General features: G+C 65.6%; 14 protein-coding genes. 9 read left to right on the forward strand and 5 right to left on the reverse strand.

Features of this window, described 5'->3' with window-relative positions; translation table 11 throughout:
* Positions 1 to 46: 46 nt before the first annotated feature.
* Genes KF907_RS05755 through KF907_RS05765 form a run of 3 tightly spaced genes read right to left on the reverse strand, consistent with a single transcriptional unit; the run spans position 47 to position 3,915 of the window.
* A complete protein-coding gene (locus KF907_RS05755; RefSeq protein WP_291218970.1) occupies positions 47 to 2,107 on the reverse strand; it encodes an NAD-dependent epimerase/dehydratase family protein in 2,061 nt (686 codons plus the stop codon).
* A gap of 10 nt (positions 2,108 to 2,117) precedes the next feature.
* Complete coding sequence (locus tag KF907_RS05760) at positions 2,118 to 3,311, reverse strand: glycosyltransferase (RefSeq protein ID WP_291218971.1); 1,194 nt, start codon at positions 3,309 to 3,311, stop codon at positions 2,118 to 2,120.
* Positions 3,304 to 3,915 (reverse strand): class I SAM-dependent methyltransferase, encoded by a 612-nt coding sequence (locus tag KF907_RS05765; RefSeq protein ID WP_291218972.1) that lies wholly within the window; start codon positions 3,913 to 3,915, stop codon positions 3,304 to 3,306. The genes KF907_RS05760 and KF907_RS05765 overlap by 8 nt, the downstream gene beginning before the upstream one ends.
* Positions 3,916 to 4,182: 267 nt before the next feature.
* Here KF907_RS05765 and KF907_RS05770 point away from each other — a divergent pair, with 267 nt between their 5' ends.
* From KF907_RS05770 to KF907_RS05810, 9 genes are all read left to right on the forward strand, one after another.
* Positions 4,183 to 5,259, forward strand: a complete 1,077-nt coding sequence (locus tag KF907_RS05770) for a polysaccharide deacetylase family protein (RefSeq protein WP_291218973.1) — start codon at positions 4,183 to 4,185, stop codon at positions 5,257 to 5,259.
* 13 nt (positions 5,260 to 5,272) lie between these two features.
* Complete coding sequence (locus KF907_RS05775) at positions 5,273 to 6,547, forward strand: O-antigen ligase family protein (protein WP_291218974.1); 1,275 nt, start codon at positions 5,273 to 5,275, stop codon at positions 6,545 to 6,547.
* Positions 6,544 to 8,100: an oligosaccharide flippase family protein gene (locus KF907_RS05780; RefSeq protein WP_291218975.1), complete on the forward strand. Its 1,557-nt coding sequence runs from the start codon at positions 6,544 to 6,546 to the stop codon at positions 8,098 to 8,100. Before KF907_RS05775 ends, KF907_RS05780 begins: the two co-directional genes overlap by 4 nt.
* The gene (locus KF907_RS05785) at positions 8,097 to 9,452 is read left to right on the forward strand and encodes a phenylacetate--CoA ligase family protein (RefSeq protein ID WP_291218976.1); all 1,356 of its coding nucleotides are present in this window, start codon (positions 8,097 to 8,099) and stop codon (positions 9,450 to 9,452) included. The genes KF907_RS05780 and KF907_RS05785 overlap by 4 nt, the downstream gene beginning before the upstream one ends.
* 13 nt (positions 9,453 to 9,465) lie before the next feature.
* Positions 9,466 to 10,569: a glycosyltransferase gene (locus tag KF907_RS05790; RefSeq protein WP_291218978.1), complete on the forward strand. Its 1,104-nt coding sequence runs from the start codon at positions 9,466 to 9,468 to the stop codon at positions 10,567 to 10,569.
* 414 nt (positions 10,570 to 10,983) lie between these two features.
* Entirely contained in the window at positions 10,984 to 11,616 is a 633-nt protein-coding gene (locus KF907_RS05795; RefSeq protein ID WP_291218979.1) for a polysaccharide deacetylase family protein, read from the forward strand.
* 33 nt (positions 11,617 to 11,649) lie between these two features.
* Positions 11,650 to 12,834 (forward strand): hypothetical protein, encoded by a 1,185-nt coding sequence (locus tag KF907_RS05800; RefSeq protein WP_291218980.1) that lies wholly within the window; start codon positions 11,650 to 11,652, stop codon positions 12,832 to 12,834.
* The gene (locus tag KF907_RS05805; RefSeq protein WP_291218981.1) at positions 12,831 to 13,604 is read left to right on the forward strand and encodes a glycosyltransferase family 2 protein; all 774 of its coding nucleotides are present in this window, start codon (positions 12,831 to 12,833) and stop codon (positions 13,602 to 13,604) included. The genes KF907_RS05800 and KF907_RS05805 overlap by 4 nt, the downstream gene beginning before the upstream one ends.
* A gap of 348 nt (positions 13,605 to 13,952) precedes the next feature.
* Entirely contained in the window at positions 13,953 to 15,692 is a 1,740-nt protein-coding gene (locus tag KF907_RS05810) for a heparinase II/III family protein (protein ID WP_291218982.1), read from the forward strand.
* Positions 15,693 to 15,818: 126 nt separating this feature from the next.
* On the opposite strand, the gene KF907_RS05815 is transcribed toward KF907_RS05810, so the two are convergent.
* Together KF907_RS05815 and KF907_RS05820 are read right to left on the reverse strand one after the other, a co-directional pair.
* Entirely contained in the window at positions 15,819 to 17,417 is a 1,599-nt protein-coding gene (locus KF907_RS05815) for a hypothetical protein (RefSeq protein WP_291218984.1), read from the reverse strand.
* Between the two features lie 98 nt (positions 17,418 to 17,515).
* Entirely contained in the window at positions 17,516 to 18,448 is a 933-nt protein-coding gene (locus KF907_RS05820; protein ID WP_291218985.1) for a class I SAM-dependent methyltransferase, read from the reverse strand.

Here is an 18,448-nt window from a genome sequence, read left to right on the forward strand (position 1 = left end):
TCCCGCGCCGTCACCGCTCGTGCAACAACCCGTGGGAGGCAGGGGCTCAGGAGCCGAAGGTAAGGTCGAGGCCGCGGCGCACACCCACGCGCGGTGTCCAACCGAGGCGCGAACGCGCCGCAGTGTGGTCGAAGTTCGCCAACGGCCTCAGCGAGTGCACGCGGTAGCGCGTCAGCGGCACTTCGCGGCGCAGCAACCGGCCGAGCTGCTCGACACCGAACGCCAGCAGCAGGAAAAGCCTCTTCGGCACGCGCACCAGTTTCAGTTCAGCGCCCAGCTTGCGCTTGGCACGCTCGAGGTATTCGTGCTGGGTGATTTCAACTGGATCGACAATGTTGAACAGTTCGCCGGTGACGTTGGCTTCTCCGGCGAGCAGCAGGGCGTCGACGACATCGTCGACGTAAACCAGTGGCAAGGTCTGCGTGCCTTCGCCGATGGCCAGCCAGCGCCCGGCGAGGGCGACAACCGCATTCGGTGTGACCTTTTCGGCACCGGGGCCGAAGATCTGGCCGGGTCGGATGATCACGGCAGGAAGGCCGCGATCACGGATTGCCGCGCGCACGGCTTGTTCGGCAGCTAGCTTGGTCTGTGTGTAGGCGCCACGGCGCTGTGCCTGTGGCTCGTAGGCGGAGGCTTCGGTCAGTACTGAACCTTCGACGCGGCCGGCGTGGTCGAGCACACTCATCGAGCTCACGTAGACGAGTCGTGAGGTCGCGTGGGTGAGGCAGGCTTCGATGACATTGCGCGTTCCCCAAGTGGTGCCAGCCTCGAAGTCGCGTGGGCTGCCGCGCATCGCCGCACCGACGTGATACACGATGCCGGCTCCGGCTACCGCGTGATCGACCGCGCGTGGATCGCCGAGATCGCCGACTACCATCTGGATGCCTTCGTCGCCGACCCAGGCCGCGATCGGCCTGCGTACGAGCACACGGACGCGCTGTCCGCGTGCACGCAGCGCGGTGACGACGGCGCGGCCGACGAAACCGGCAGCGCCGGTGACCAGTGCATCGGCCGGCGCGAGCGGTGCGAAGCGCGCCTCGATCTCCGCGCTGCGCTCGGCATCGGCGTCGGTGCAGACGGGTTCGAGCAGGCGCATCATGCGCAGCGCGTCGTCGCCGCTGAACGGTGGGCGTGCGTTGTCGCGTGCGGCGTGGGCGAAATCGGCTGCGCCCTTCTGGATGCCGGGCGAGGGTTTCAGCAGTCCGGTGGCGAAGCGCACCACGTTCCATGGCACGCGGAACACGTCCGCGGCTGCGCCGAGGACGGTATTCAGCACGATGCCGACGAACTTCGGTCCGGGCAGCACGCGGTGGATACGGCAGACCTGCAGGAAACGGTCCACCTCGATGTGGCCGTGCGTGCCGCGCACGACGATACGGTTCTCCATCGGTCGTGCGTTCCACGACAGCAACAGGCGACCGAAGCCGCCTTCGCCTTCGACCCGGCCTTGCCATTCATCGAAGCGCAGGTTGGGGTCGCGACCACTGGATTGATACTGCACGCTGAGGTTGCGCAGCGGTCCGAGGAAGGCTTCGAGCGTGTACAGCGCGTGCACGCCGAGGTCGCGGAACGGATACGAACCCTGCGCGACCTGGCCCGGCAGGCGACCGCCCGCATAGGCCGGATATTCCGAACTGCGCAGGATATCGACCGAAACCACCTCGCCGATTCGCCCGGCGCGCACCGCAGCGAGTGCACGCATGACCACCGGGTCGAGCAGGTCGGAATGATTGACTCCGAGGATCAGCCCCTTTTCGCGTGCCTTGTCGATCATCGCTTCGCAGTCGGCGATGCTGTCGGCCATCGGCTTCTCGACCAGCACCCCGCAACCCATGTCGAGTGCAGCGAGGGCGAGTGTTGCGTGCGTGGCAGGCGGTGTAAGCACGTAGATGGCCTGTGGTCGCTGCTCGGCAAGGCCGGCAAGATCGTGTGTGACCGTGGTGATGCCGTGGCGCTGAGCGAGCGCCTTGGCAGCCTCCAGGTTGGCATCGCACAGGCCGACCACGTCGACGAAATCGAGACGCTTCAGTGCGGCGAGGTGGTGGCCGGCGACGTAGCCGGCACCGACGAGGGCGACGCGCAGGCGTGGAGAAGAGCTGGTGTTCATTGAGAGTCCATCACAGGGAATGCGGGGTGGAGCGTTGCCCAAGACCCTGTTCGACGCGCGCGACGATGGCATCGACGCGGCGGTCCCAGGTCTGGTCGGCGACCGCGGCACGGCGTGCCCGCGCGGCGTCGATGCTGTCGGATACGAGCGCGCTTTCGAGCGCTGCGAGAAACTCCTCGCGGGTATCGGCGATGCGCACGAGGTTGCCGAAGCGCTCGATCTCGGTGTTGCGCACGCTGACCACGGGTTTTCCGGTAGCGAGGTACTCGCGCAGCTTGAGTGGATTGGCGTTGGCAACCTGGCGATTGAGTCGATACGGAATGATGGCGACGTCGAAAGCCTTCGCCCATGACGGCAGGCTCGCGTACGGCTGTGCGCCGACGAGGTGGACATTGGCAAGGGTGTCCAGGTCGCCGACATCGGCAGCGACGTGTCCAACCAGCAGGAAGTTCCATTGCGGACGCTGTCGGGCTAGCCATTCGATGAGCCCAAAGTCGATCCATTCGTGCAGCGAGCCGAAGTAGCCGATGACCGGTGCAGCGAGCCCGCGTGCGCCTTCGGCGAGCGGCGTGTCCGCCTCGGCAGCGCGCGCGAACAGCTCGACGTCGACCCCATGCGGCGAGAACTCGGTGTTCGCATTGAGCGCGCGCCTGCTTTCGACCAGGGTCGGTGGAGCTACGAATACGAGATCGGCGTGCCGGCACAGTTCTGCATCGCGGTGGCCGATGCGCTCGGCGTCGACGCCGGGATGGGCGGCATAGTCATCGATGCAGTAGTAGACGCAATAGTCCTCGCCAAGGCGGCCGGCGAGGAAACCTGGGTGCGGCACGACGAACCAGGCGATGCGCGGTCCTATACCCGCCTTGCGCAGCGCGCGGCGCACGGCCCAGGCGCCGAACAGGCGGTTGAGCGTGTCGACGCCGGGCAGGCCGCGGAACGGCAATTGCGGCACCGTGCAATGCCACAGTCCGTCGGCGATGCGCTGGGGCGGCCTCAGGCTGGCGGCGAGCTTGCGCAGCAGGCGACGCAGGTCGCGCCCGCTGGCCTGTGGTGCACGCATCCCGGGAGAGCTCACGTAGAGCAAGGGCACGTGTCGGGCGAGACGCGCGGCGATGTGGTGGCTGCTCGTGCGGTTCTCGGCGAACCAGTCGTTGCCGAAATAGACGATGCCGCGCCCGCCGAACGGCGCCCGCGCCTCAGTCATTGTGCCACCAGGCGACCAGCCACACCGTGCCGCCGTGCCAGATCCAGTCCTTGCGCAGGCCCGGAATGCGGTCCAGGTGCGGACCAACACGGCGCGCGGCTGGGGCGAAGATCGTCACCAGGCAGGCGCGGCCGATCGTCGACATGCGTGCCAGCGTGGCCTCCACGTCACCAAGGTAGTAGAGCACCTCGCAGGCGGTGACCAGGTCGAAGCGCGCGACCTCGTCGCTCCACGGCTGGCCGAAGATGTCGGCGGCGGCGAAGTGAGCCTGCGGAAGGCGCAGACGCGCGCGCTCGACCGCCTTGGGACTGACATCGAGCCCGTAGCTGCATTCAGCCAGGCGGGAGAGATGCATGCTCTGATGGCCTTCTCCGCAGCCGAGTTCGAGCAGACTGCCAACGCGGCCGAATTCACGTTCGATGATGCGGTTGGTTGCCTCGAAGCGGGCCTGTTCGGTGGGTGAATCCATGTTCCATGGATCCTCGACTGCATAGGCAAGGTCGAGACGCTCGAAGTTGTCATTGCCGCCTACGCCGCGCAGCGCGTACTTCATCCACGAGCGGCGTTTGATCTTCCTGAGCAGCGCCTTGGCCTTGCCGAACATTGCAGGATCCTTGGATGGGGGAGGGCAAACCTGCGTGACTGGCGCCAGGTCCACCCCTGCCAGGCGCCATCTTATCGTGCTGTGGACTTTGTCGCAGTTCGGCGTGCATGCTTGCACGGATTCGTGCGTGGTATCCGGCCCGATCCGGCAGGGGGAGCGGCGCACGCGACGGAGATTTCCCGACATGCACACATTGCAGGGTGACGATCGGTCGTGTGGTCGCGCGATGGTCTTGCGCCAGAGTCCGGGTCGCGCATGGCTGCGCTGATGTCGGATCGTCACCTGCGTGTGGGGCGGTCGAGCCGGCGCCGTTTCGTCGCCGACACCCTGCACGCCCTGCGCCTGCTCGGGCCGTTGTCGCGCCTGCGCCATGCCCTCGCCGGTGATCTGTGCATCGTCGCCTATCACCGCGTGCTCGACGTCGACGACGAGGATGCGTTCGACTTCGACCTCGACCTGGTCAGCGCCTCGCGCACGGGTTTCCGCGCGCAAATGCGTCTGCTGCGTGAACGCTTCAACCCGGTGCGTTTTGCCGACGTGGCCGCGGCGCTGGATGGCGGTCCGCCATTGCCGCCGCGTGCAGTTATCGTCACCTTCGACGACGGCTATGACGACAACTATCGCTGCGCGTTCCCGATCCTGCGTGAACTCGGCGTTCCGGCGATGTTCTTCGTTTCCACCGGTCACATCGAAAGCGGTCTCGCCTATGCTTACGACTGGTTCGTGCACATGCTGCTCACGGTGCCCGTCCAGAACCTGCGCATCGATGAACTCGACCTCGACATCGACCTGCCGGAAACGCGCGTTCAGCGGCGCCTGCTCGGCGCGGCCGTGCTCGACCGCATGAAGGCAGTGCCGGCTGAGGTGCAGGGGGCGGTGATCGCCCGGCTCGAAGTGCAGTGGAACATCCCACGTGCGCGTGGCCACGCCGACTGCCGGCCGATGTCTTGGGATCAACTGCGCGAAATGCACGCAGCCGGCATGGAAGTCGGATCGCACGGCGTCTGGCACCACATGCTGGCACGCCTCGACGATGCGTCGATGCGGGCCGAAGTGATTGCCTCTCGGCAGGCGATCGGTGCGGCACTCGGCGCCCCGTGCGAGGTCATTTCCTATCCGGTCGGCGGCTTCGATGCCTATGACGGACAGGTGCTCGCAGCGGTACGCGAGGCAGGCTATGCACTTGGTTGCAGCTACGTGTCCGGCACCAACAGGCTGCCACCCGCCGAACCGTTCGCGTTGCGCCGCCTTGCTGTCGAGCGGCATATGGACGAGGCCTGGTTCGCCGCGCTGGTTGGCCTGCCGGAAGCGTTCAGCTATCCATCGCGGCGACGCGTCGGTTGAGTTGTCGCCGCGCATGTACTTCTTCATCCTCGTCTACATCATCCTCGTCCTGATTCGCCCGCAGGATTACCCGGAATGGGCAGGATCGGGCATCCCGTTCCAGCCGATTGCGCTGGTTCTCGCCTTCCTGTGCTGGCTGCCGGCGCGCGACAAGGATCTGTCTGCACCACAGAATCTGCTACTGCCCGCCTTTCTGCTCGCCCAGATGGCCTCCCATCTCGTCAATGGCTGGGCGGGTGGTGCACTTGAGGAGCTGACCACGTTCGGTCCGGCCGTGCTCGCCTTCTTCGTGTTGAGCCACGTCGCAGCGGGGCGCGAACGCCTGCTGATGCTTCTGGCCGTATTCGCGCTGTGCGGCCTGGTACTCGCGGCGCACGGTATCGAGCAGGCCGAGCTTGGCGAGGGCTGGACCGGCATCGGCCTGTCGCAGGGCACGCGCATCCAGTACGTCGGCATCTTCAACGATCCCAACGACCTCGGCATGCTGTTCCTGATTGTGCTGCCGATGGCCCTGTTCCTGTCGTCGCGCGGTGGCTGGGCTGGTCTAAGGCGCCTGTTTTGGTGGGGCGCGGCGGCCGCGATCGTGTATGCGGTCTATCTGACCGCCTCGCGCGGGGCCGCGGTTGCACTGCTGGTGGTGACCGGCGTCTGGGTCTGGAGGCGCCGCGGTATCGTCTGGGCCGGTGTCATCGGCGTGGCAGCACTCGCTGCACTGGTGGCCTTGCCATCGCGCCTTGGCGAGCTCGATGCCGGTGAATCCTCCGCGGCTGGACGCGTCGACGCCTGGTACACCGGCTTGGAGATGTTCCTCTCGCATCCGTTGTTCGGCATCGGCCCGGGCCTTTTCGCCGACAACAACGCCAACCTGACCGCACACAACTCGTTCGTGCTGGTGATCGCCGAGATGGGCATTGTCGGCTACGTGATCTGGTTGGCCTTCCTTGGCTACGGCCTGATGATGTCCCTGGCCGTGCTGCGCCATTCGCCGCAACCCAGCGACGATGCGCGCGTGACGGCTGAATGGAAATCCGAACGCGCGCTGGCGATGACCATGCTGCTGTCCCAGGTCGGTTATCTCGCTACTGCGTTCTTCCTCAGTCGCAGCTACGTGATCCTGCTGTATCTTCTCGCCGCAGTGGTCGTCGGCTGGTACACCGGCATGCGTCGCCGCTGGCCCGGTCTTCCGACCTTTTCCCTCGCGCGTGACCTCGTGCGTTGGCCCGCGTTGGCGGTGGCGAGCATCGTCGGCCTCTACATCATTGTGAAGCTCCTGCTGGCGACCTCATGAATACCCGCTCCAAGGCGCTGCGCAACACCCTGTTCTCGACGATCGGCATCTATACCGAGTACGTGCTCGGTATGCTGACGTCGATCTTCATTGCGCGCCATCTCGGCCCGGCTGATTTTGGCACTTACAGCGCGATCATCTGGCTGGTCGCTATGGGCGTTGCCATGACCAATTCGGGAACGGCGAGCGCGGTCATCAAGTTCGTCGCCGAACTTCGTGGCGGTGGGCAAGAAGAGCTGATCAAGCCGACGATAGCCTATCTGCGTCGTGCGCAACGTGGCTTCCTGTTCGTCGTGCTGGCGGCCGGCGCTGTACTGTTCGGTCTCGCAGGCGGGCACTTTGCACCAGGATTCAACCACCTTCTGTTGTACGCGTTCTTCGTCATCGCGATCGCCTTGCGCGCACAGTACATGCTCAACATCGGCGTGGCCAAAGGTTTCGAGGATTTTCGCGCGACCGCGGTCATCGCGCTGGTGGCGACGCCGTTGAACCTTGCTATGGTCGTCTTCGCCTGGTGGCTCGACGCGGAGGTCATGGCCTTGCTTGTCGTGTTCCTCGTTTCGAGCTTGGTGTTCTGGGGGATGTCGCACTCCCGCACGCGGCCGCTGATTCCGTCGGCACCGGCCGGGGTGATACTGCCGCAGGAGCTGCTGCGCCGCCTGCGTCGCCACATGCGACTGGTCGCGGTGACCGTCACGGTCGGCTTCCTCGTCGCCAGCGAGGTCGAAGTGTTCTTCCTCAACCTGTATTCCGATGCGGCGGCCGCTGGCCAGTTCAAGGTCGCCTACCAGCTCGCCGCGGGGGCGGCGATGCTCGTGCCGGGAGTGATCGGTGCGCTGCTGCTGCCGATGATGGCAAACGCCTTGAGTCGGGGGCGCGACATCGCCGCGCGCCGCTTCGTCGCCTCGACCAGCTACCTGATGCTGCTGGCTGCACCACTCGCAGCGTTCGGCGCGGTGTTCAGCGGGCCGATCATCGTGCTCATGTACGGCCAGGCCTACGCACCGGCGATCCCGGTATTCGCTGTCTGTCTCGCCGCATGCGCATTGACGACGGCATCGCAAGGCGGTTCGAGCCTGCTCGTCAGCGCGGATCGCCAGGGCACGATCCTTGCCCTCGTGGTTGCCTGCGGCGTGCTCAAGATCGCCCTCGACGTGGTGCTGATCCGCGCGTGGGGACTGCGTGGCGCGACCGTGGCCTATCTCGCCGTCGCCATCGTCAACGCTGCCGCGATCTTCGTCCTCGCGATCCGCTCGGTCGGCATGTCGCTGGAGTGGTGGCGCTTGTTGCGCATCCTCGCTGCCGCCGTGATTTCTGCGGCGATGCTGGTGCCGCTGCTCGGCCACTGGCGACCCCTGCCGACCTTACTCGTCGCGGGTTCGCTGATGGCCGCCATCTATGCATTGCTGAGCCTCGTGCTGCGCTGCTGGAGCAGCGGCGACATCGAACACCTGACACAGTTGCATCAGCGCTATGCACGCGGCCGTCCACGGGCGCTCGCGCGCCTGCTCGCCTGGTCGGGGCGCGAGCCGACCAATCAGGGTGTGCCATGAGCAGCGTGTACGAAGGCCTGTTTCGTCATGTCTTGTTCCCGCTCTACGAGAGCGTACTGCGCCGACGCAGCACCCTGGCCTACCTGGCCGAGGCCGAGCGCAACCAGTGGCTCTCGGCCGACGAGCTGGGGGCATTGCGCTGGAAGAAGCTCGAGCGCCTGCTGGCGCATTGCTGGGAGGAGGTCCCGTACTATCGGCGCCGCTGGCGCGAACTCGGGCTCGAGCCGGGCGATATCCGCGACGAGGCCGCGTTCGCGCGTCTGCCGGTGCTCGGCAAAGAGGAGATCCGCGCAAATTTCGACGACCTGCACGCCCGTTCCTGGCGCGGGTGCCTGAGTTACAAGACGACCGGTGGCTCGACCGGGGAGCCACTGCGGTTCGGCTACACGCGCGAGAGCTACGAAAGGCGTATCGCGGCGATGTGGCGTGGCTATTCCTGGGCGGGTGCACGCATGGGGCGGCGCACGCTGTATCTGTGGGGCGCGCCGATCACTCACGCGTCGGCGCGACGGGCATGGAAGGACCGCCTCTACCACGCAGCGTTCAATCGTCACATGCTCAACGCGTTCCTCATGAGTGCAGACAACCTGCCCGAGTACGCGGCGGCGATCGAACGTTCGCGACCCGAAATCATCGTCGGCTACGTCGGTCCACTCGTCCGTCTTGCCGAATGGCTGCGCGCACAGGGTCGCAAGCCGCATCGTCCACACGCCGTGCTCGGTGCCGCCGAGGCCCTGCATGCGCCGCAGCGTGCCCTGCTCGAGGAAGTATTCGGAGCGCCCGTCTACGATACGTACGGCTGCCGCGAGTTCATGCTTATCGCGAGCGAATGCGCACATCGAGAAGGCCTGCACACGACGGCGGACCACCTGCACGTCGAACTGGCCAACCTGCAAGCCCGCCATGCGGGTGGCGAATCAGGCGATGTCATCGTCACCGACTTGCACAACTTCGGCATGCCGCTGCTGCGCTACGCCAACGGCGACATGGCGACGCCATCGCGACGAACCTGCGCCTGCGGACGAGGCCTGCCCCTGCTCGAGCGCATCGACGGACGCCGGCTTGATACCTTGCGCACGCCGGCTGGTCATCTGCTGCCTGGCGAATACATCGTGTATGCATTCCTGGATGTGCTTTCGGTCAAGCGCTACCAGGTCGTGCAGCGTGAATCGGACGCGCTCGACATTCGGCTTGTGCCGGGCGATGGATTCGGTGAGGCGACGCTCGAGCAGATCCGCAGGCTGCTTGAAAACGTGATCGGCGAGTCGATGAAATTGCGCTTCCATGTCGTCGACGACATCCCGGCCAGTGCGAGCGGCAAGTACCGCGTCGCCATCTGCGAACTGCGGTGAGGTGCTGCGGCGCATGAAGATCATTCACGTCGTCGAAAATCTCGAGCGCGGGGGCCTCGAGCGCGCCGTGATCGATCTCGCCACCGCCCAGGTTGCACGCGGTGATCACGTGCGGATCGTCTGCCTGTTCGAACGTGGCCAGCTCGCTGACGAGGCCGAGGCGCACGGCGCGCCGGTACACGCCTGCGGCAAGCGCGGCGGCCTCGAACTCGGCGTGCTATGGCGCCTGCGCAGGCATCTGCGCGGAGCGCATGTCCTGCATACACACAATGCCACCGCGCACTACCATGCCATGGCTGCTGCCGCCGGCCTGGGTCTGCGCTGTCGCGTCAACACGCGCCACGGCATGGGCGCGCTGGATACGGCGAGCCGGCGCGAGAGGTTGTTTCGGCGAACGATGCCATACACCGACGCGGTGGCGACGGTCTGCGAGGCGGCGCGGATCGATCTCGAACGCAGCGGCGCGTTGCCCGGATCGAAGCTCGTGGCGGTGCCCAACGGTATTCGCGTCGAGCGTTTCGCGGCACGTTCCTACGAGGCGCGTGCGGCTCTGCTCGACACGCTCGGGCTCAGCAACGGCACTCGCTTGATCGGTACGGTCGGGCGGCTCAACCCGGTCAAGGACCATGTGGGTCTGATCCATGCCTTTGCGGACATGCGGGCGGATGGTGTCGATGCAGCCCTCGTCATCGCTGGCGACGGCGCCCTGCGCGGTGAGCTCGCGGCGCTGATCGCCGAGCGACGGCTTGAAGATCGCGTGTTCCTGCTCGGTGACCGCAGCGATGTCGATGTCCTGCTGCGCGGCTTGGATGTGTTTGTCCTGCCGTCCATGACCGAGGGCTACTCGATCGCCCTGCTCGAGGCCTGTGCAAGCGCGCTGCCGATTGTGGCAACGATGGTTGGTGGCAATGGTGAGATCGTGCGTGACGGCGTCAACGGCCTGCTCGTGCCACCGGGAGACCGACCTGCGCTTGCACGGGCACTGGTGCGCCTGCTCGGAGATGTCTCCTTCGCCACTAGGCTCGGTGCAGCGGGCCGGACTTGGGCGCTCGCCGACGCGTCGGTCGCTACCATGGCTCAACGTTATGACGCGCTGTATGCGTCGGTACGCCGCTGAGGGATGCTCGGATCGATCCCGCAGTGGCGTCATGACATCGGCAAGGTTCGCAGCGGGATGGGCGTGACGAAGTGCAGACTGGTTGCCTGGACGAGCCGCGCACGCCGCGCTGCAGGCCTTGCGGATGTCACCGCGTCTTTGGGAATCAAGAGGTTGGGGCCGTCCTGTGCGGGCGCGGCTCGGCCTTGCGCCGGTTCGACAGACGGGCAGTCTGTCTTCGCCATCGCGCCTTGACCTGCGCCCGCACAGGTCAGTGACGCCGTTGTGGGGTTGATCAGGGCATCCCTGCGACGATGCGCCATCGATGCCGGGTATCCTGCACCAGCGGTTGAGGGGGCGGCACGTGGTCGGCAGACTGGGTGATGACGGGGCGACGCGTGCAGGGGATCGCGGTGCCAACAACGGAGGAGAGCGATGAATCCCAGGCCGAGGAAGATCCTGCTGCTGCGCTGGCTGCCGGGGCGCCTCATGCTGACCAGGGCCCCGGCGACTGGCCAGTCCCTGTACCTGACCTTCGACGATGGCCCAAATCCCGGGCATACCCCAGCGGTGCTCGACCTGCTCGCACGTTACAAGGCGAAGGCGACGTTCTTTGTGCTCGGCAGCCAGGCCGAGCGGAATCCCGGGCTCATGCAGCGCATCGCCGACGAGGGGCATGCCTTCGGCAACCACTCCTGGGATCATCCATCGTTCCTGCGGATTCCACCGGCGGAGCAGTGCGAGCAGATCGAGCGCACTGATCGCGTGATCGGTGCGTACAACGGCGGTCGACCGATCTCCTTCCGGCCGCCATCCGGACGCTTTCCTCCAACCTTGTTGCTGCGTTTCCTGCGCCAGCGCCGGCGCATGGCCTACTGGTCCTACGATAGCCTGGACTACCGTCGCGAACCGCTCGAGCGCATGCTGGCGACGATCCGTGCACAGCCACCCGTTGCCGGTGACGTCGTGCTGATGCACGACGACAGCGACCTGACCACTCAGGCGCTCGCCGCCCTGCTGCCCGAATGGTGCGCCGCAGGCTTCGCGCTGCGCGCGCTGCCCGATTGAATCCGTGCCGATGACAAACAAGGTGCATTGCCGATGAACCTGCTGCTGGTCACCGTCGTGACCATCCTCGTGCTCGGCCTGGCCGGCACCGTCGCACTGTGGCTGGCCGTGCGCTCGCGCAACATGCATATCTGGTTGGGTGATTACTTCAGGCGCCCCGCGCGCCCGAGGGTGACTGAACCCACCCACGTCATGTTCTGCTTCGTCGACCACTACGAGCCGATGTGGGGCAAGGCTGACCTGGAGACCCAGCGTCGCCGCGTCGATCGCTGGTGTCGCGACTACCGGGCGATGGCCGGTCGCCACCGCGATGCCGATGGCCGCCACCCGCAGCATGGATTCTTCTATCCGGAAGAAGAGTATGTCGAGGAACACCTCGACAAGATTGCCGCGCTGTGCGCCGATGGCTTCGGCGAGATCGAGATCCACCTGCACCACGACAACGACACGGCGGAGAACTTTGCTGCCTCGATGCGACGCTTCTGCACGACGCTGCATGAGCGCCACGGCGCGCTGTCGCGAGATCCGCGCAGCGGAGAAATCGCGTTCGCGTTCATCCATGGCAATTGGTCGCTCGACAACTCGCGCGCGGACGGTCGCTGGTGTGGAATCAACAACGAACTCGTCTTGCTGCGTGAACTCGGCTGCTACGCCGACTTCACCCTGCCGTCGGCGCCGAGCGACACCCAGACCAGCATGATCAACTCGATCTACTATGCCACCGACGATCCGCAGCGACCGAAATCGCACGACCGTGGTGCACCAGTGCGCGTGTGCGGAGTGCCGGAGGGCGACCTCATGATCGTGCAGGGTCCGCTCGGGCTGAACTGGCGCGAGCGCCGTTTCGGCCTGGTGCCACGAATCGAGAATGCCGACGTGCGCAGGTCGTGCCCACCTACTCCGGCTCGTGTCGACGCTTGGGTGAAGACCGGCATCCACGTCGAAGGCCGCCCGGAATGGGTGTTCGTCAAGGTCCACACGCACGGCACCCAGGAGCGTGACATCGATACCCTGCTCGGGCCGGCGATAGATGCCATGCACGATCATCTCGAGCGTGTTTACAACGATGGCACGAACTACATCTTGCACTACGTGACCGCGCGCGAGGTCTACAACATCGTCAAGGCCGCCGAAGCCGGCAAGTGCGGCAACCCGAACGACTGGCGCGACTACATCCTGCCGCCACCGCCGCATCGCACATCGCGGGCTGACGCTTGAACGCGACGCAGTCGATCGATGAAGCTGGTGCCGACCTCGTCAGTGTCGTCATGCCGGCGTGGAATGCGGAGGCGACGATCGTTGCCTCGATCGAGTCGGTTCTCGCGCAGACGCATGCGCAGGTTGAGCTCGTCGTCGTCGACGATGGTTCGCGCGATGACACCGCAGCACTCGTCGCGAAGATCGCTGCGCGCGATGCACGCGTGAAGCTGCTGCGCCAAGCCAATGCTGGCGTTGCCGCTGCGCGCAATGCCGGCATCGATGCCGCGCGCGGTGGCGTGATCGCTTTCCTCGACAGCGATGACCGCTGGCATCCACGCAAGCTCGAGTGCCAGCTCGCGCGTATGCGTGCGAGCGGCGCACGGGTCAGTTACACGACTTACCGCAGGGTCGATGAGGACGGGCGCGAGCTGTCGGTGGTACGGCCGCCGGCGCGCATCGACCATGCTGCACTCCTGCGCAGCAACCATATTGGCAACCTGACCGGACTCTATGAGCGCAGTCTTGGTGAGGTGCGGTTTCGCCGCATCGGTCACGAGGACTATGTGTTCTGGCTTGAGCTCGTGCGCCGCGCGGGCGAAGCCGTGCGGGCCGACGAAGGCGAGCCGCTTGCCGACTACCTCGTGCGTTCGGACTCGGTGTCGGCCAACAAGTGGCGCGCCGCGCGCTGGCAATGGCGCATCTACCGGGAGGTCGAGGGCTTGTCGGCATTGCGGGCGGCGGGACTCATGGTGGCCTACGTCGCCCACGCCCTGGCCAAGCGGTGCTGACCACCGACAGCCCAGGCACCCCCGCGAGCGAATATGGATGGTCCCAAGGAGTTGCTGGTCCTGCCCATCGTGGCTCAAACCGCCCCCGCGAAATCAACCTCATGTGGGGGGCTTCAGCCGCGACAAGGTTGCATCTGGCCATCCCCAACTGGCGTCCCGCTTGCAGTTCCTGCCTGGCCCGATGATCGTTTTTGCCGCTGAATTGCGCCTTGCATCACATCTGGTGGATGGCAGACGCGGATTTTCGTGACTGGTCCGCATAATTCGTGGTGGGTCTTGCCTATCGTGCCGGCCGTTGTCTGCCTTGGCGTCATCCCTGTGGCGCCGGTTCGCCCGGAACCCTGTCCCATGATCCGCTCGCGCTTCATCGCTTCGTCCGCCCTGTGTCTTGTCGCATTCACCGCTTCGACCACCGGCACCGCCGAGGCGGCCATCACCATCGACCTGTCCTACGTCGATACGCAGGGCACCGCCTATACCCGGTTCCGTAACTGGGTCAACCAGGCGCTGGCTGGCAACCCCGGATACGAGTTCTCCGCGACCGATGCGGCGATGGCGGCGCGCATCAGCGGCCAGAGCAACTACTGCACGCTGGCCGTCTCGATGATCGAGACCCAGGTCAGTGCGGCCGAGGCGCGCATAGCCGCCGGCCAGAATCCCGCCGTCGCCGGCGACTCCTATCTGCAGGCCGGGCCCATGATTGGTGACCTGGCGTTGACCTACGACTGGTGTGCGGCTCAAGTCAGCGCAAGCCAGCGTTCACGCTGGGCGAACTATGCCGAGCGCACGGTCGCCAACATCTGGAGCCCGGCGCAGGCGCAGTGGGGTGGGCGAACCGCGAGCTGGAGCGGATGGGGGACGAACGATCCGGCCAACAATTACTACTACAGCTTCCTGCGCGCGACGATGTACTGGGGATTGGCCTCGAACAGTTCGACCTGGATCAATTTCCTGCAGACGCAGAAATTGCCACCCCTGCAGGCCTATTTTGCAATGTTGCATGGTGGTGGCAGCGAGGAAGGCACCGGATACGGGACGTCCCACCACAAGCTTTTCGAGCTGTACCGCGTGTGGCGCGATTCGACCGGTACAGATCTGGCCGGGGCCAGCCCGCATCTGACCGACACGATCTCGTACTGGCTGCATGCGACCGTGCCGACTCTCAACCGTTTCGCCCCGTATGGCGACCAGGCGCGCAATTCCAACCCGGAGTTCTTCGACTACCACCGCCACCTGCTGCTTGAGGCACGGCGCATGACCGGCAGTGCCGCAGCCCGCGATCTCGCTTCGTGGTGGCTCGGAAATAGTTCCGTGCCGGCGATGACGCAGGGCTTCAACTTCCGCGACGACCTGCTGCCGGCTGGTGTTGCCCCGGCCCAGCCCGGTGGCAACGCGCCGCTGACCTACATTGCCGAGGGCGTGGGTCACCTGTTCACCCGCACAGCCTGGAGCCCGACCGCGACCTGGCTGACGTTCTCGGCCGGCTCGTACAACCAGAGCCATGCCCATCAGGACCAGGGCTCGTTCACGTTATTCGCCGGCAACTGGCTGGCGGTGACCGAGAATATCTGGAGCCACAGCGGCATCCAGCAGGGCACCGAGGTACACAACGTGGTGCGCTTCGTACGCAACAATGCGAACGTTCGCCAGCGCGAGGGCACGCGTTCGACGATGACCGTGCACCAGCTCGGCCCGGGGCCCGGTGAAGTCCACGTCAGCGGCAACCTGGGTGCGGCCTACGCCGCGGGTTCCGGCGTCAACGCGTGGACACGTCGGCTCGACTTCACCGGCAACAAGCTCGTCATCGACGACCAGTTTGCCGTGATGGCCGGGACGCGCGCGATCTTCCAGATCAATACCCCCGCGCAACCCGTTGTCAGCGGCCGCGAGGCGACCGCCGGAGCTCTGAAGATCCGCGTGGTCGAGCCGATCCAGGCAAACCTGAGCGTGGTCAACTGGCGCAACGTTGCCAGCGACTTCAACTCGGGCTGGAAGCTCGAGGTCGAGGGTCCTGCCTCGAACACCCGCTTCATCGTTGAACTGACCACGGGCGAACAGATCTTCAAAGGCAGCTTCGAGCCGCTCTGATTGCCGGTCAAGGTCGCGCGTCGGACAGTGCTCCTGCATGGTGTGTCTGGCGTGAGTCGCTCATCGGCGTGCGTTGCGCCTGCGAGCGCTGGACGCGTGACATGCCGCCTCCCCATTCGACATCTCTCAGCGCGGACGTGGTGGAATGCCGGGCGGATCGGGTTCGTCGGCAGCCTTGCGCAGCCAGGGCACGACCGCGGCGCCGCGGTTGTTCCAGTTGAAGCGGCGTGCGGTCGAGCGTGTGCGCGCGCAGCTCGGCGCATATGAAGAACTGATCGCGTCGAGGCGGGCGTCGAGCGCACGTCGTCGTGCCGCATCGGTTTCGAAATAGCGCGCGAGCGCGACCGGCAGGCCGAGTTCGACCGTATGCGCATCGCTGTAGGCGCCGTCGCTGTCCTGCAGCGCGACGAGACGGTCGAGCGGCGCCTGCGAGGATGACCAATACCAGGCGATCTGGCCATTCGCACCGCTGCAGTCGTCACGCCATGGCGTGCCAGCGCGCGCCAGCGTGGCAGGCGCGATCCAGCCATGTCGTTCCAAGTACTGGCCAAAGCCGGTGAGCATCGGCGGGATGCGCAGATCGGCGGTGACCAGCCATGCGTGCCACAGCCCGTCGACGATGTTCTCGCTCATCCACGGTGAGGCGCCGCGGATGTCACTGAACGGGTCGTAGTCCGATCCTTCATGGCGTTGCCAGCTGTGCCGCCACGCGCCATCGTTGCCAAGACCGTCCGGATTCTCACGTTGGTGCTTGTCGAGCCAGCCGATGCGCTCGTCGATTCGCCCGCGCAGTGTGCGATCGCCCGTGAGCTCATAGGCACTTACCGTGGCGAGCAGTCCGAGCCCGGCATGACGCTCGGTAAAGGCCTGGTCGGCGTGCTCGTAGGGGCCATTGAGTCCGCTCCAGCCGCCGGTCTGCCAGATTGCCATCATCTGCGTGACTAGCTGGTCGTCGTGCAAGCTGTCATCACCAGTCAAGCCGAGTGCGAGCAGGATCGGTTCGACGTAGACATACTTGGCGTCGCAAGGGTTGGCCTTGCCGAACCGCCAGCCACCCGTACAGCGCGGACCGTTGCGCACGAGTTGGGCCATGTAGAAGCGATAGCTCTCGACCGCCGCGCGCAGATGCTCGATGCGGCCACTGCGCACGTAGAGCTTGAACAGAGTGCTCGGGCGATCGAACAGCCACGCTGTCGAATCCGTGGTAGGCAGGGCGCGTGCCCATTCGAACTGGGTCTCGACATAGCGGTCATAGGCGTTGCCGCGCTCTAGCGGCTGTTGTGGGCCGGCAATCAGCGAACGCGTCAGCCATTGCGGATCGAGCGTGGCCAGCACGGCCGGGATACGCAGATGGTGCGCACCATCCGAAAGGCTGTCTGCATACGGCACGGCATCGAGCGAGGCCGTACGCGGCTTGCCGACGGCAAAACGCAGCGGTGTCGGGGCATTGGCGTCGACCTGCACGCGCACGGAGCGAATACTGTTATCGCGGAAGTGCCAGCGCAGGGTAGGCTCCACGGCCGCCGCAACTTCGTTGCCGCTGGCGTCGAGAATGCGCACGTTGGCGGCATCGACCAGTTCTCCCGGCGGAAACGGAAGGCCGAAGCTGACCCGCGTTCCGGTAGAGGGCTTCGCGCCGGTGAAGTGCAGTTCGATTCGGGTCAGGTTGTCGTCGGTGGGTGCCGCGTGGGTGGGAGTGAACGTAGTGGTCGCGGCGAAGGCCATCAGCGCAAGTCGCCAGCAGTGAGGGCGGCACGGGCGGCGGGCGGCACCACATGAGTGAAGCGGGTCTGGTTGCATCGTACGACTCCTCGAACCTTCGTTCACGTCCTCGGCTTGCGCGCGATGAAATCGACACTTGTGATGCACAAGCGTTCGGCGGGAATCGAGCGGAACTGGGCGTGCACCGGCGTGGCTGCGAGTTCGCGCAGGCGTCTCTCGCTGGCCTTGGCCGTGTCGAGTTCTATGGCGAAACCTGCGGCCCGCGCGCGCTCGACGAAGGCGTGCGCGCGTAGGCGGTTCTGGTAGAGGAAGGCGTTGTTCCAGCGTTTCCACTCGGTATCCGAGTAGCGCAAGTAATGAAGTTGATCGATGCTGTGATCGACGTACGCATAGTGGTCGCCGCAGTTGACCGAATGGAACATCACGCCACCCGGCACGAGCACGCGCATGCCCTCGGCGTAGAGCGAATCGATGACATCGGGGGGCACGTGTTCGAGCACGCTATTGGAGAACATTGTGTCGACGCTCGCGTCGGCGAGCCCGCTACGCGTCGCATCGGTCGGTGCGTGGTAGGCGATGACGCCATCGCTCAGTGCACCGAGATCGAGAGTGTGCGATGCCCTTTCGAGGAGCCGCGCGTGTCGTTCGCGAACCGTGGTGGGGTCGGTGTCGGTCGCTGCGGCGATGATAGCGACTGCACTGCCCAGTCGTTCGATACAGGCGCGTAACAATTCGGGCTTGAGATGACGATTGAGGTCGACCGTGGTCACACGTCTCGCACCCGCCAGAGCCAACGCGAGTGGAAAGGTCGGGTACCAGCCCGTGCCGACCTCGAACAGATGGCGTCCCGTGACCGGCATTCCGGCAGCACGAAGGTGGAGCACCATGATGTGCCAATCCTCGATCTTGCTGTCGAACTCACTGGCGAAATTGCCGAGACCGCCGAAGCGGCGCTGCAGGGCGTAGTGGATGGCATGGCCGCCCGGCAACACGCCGAGCACCTTCTGCACGATTCCCTTCAATTTCCAGTGCAT

This window comes from Dokdonella sp. (assembly GCF_019634775.1).
Classification (GTDB): Bacteria; Pseudomonadota; Gammaproteobacteria; order Xanthomonadales; family Rhodanobacteraceae; genus Dokdonella.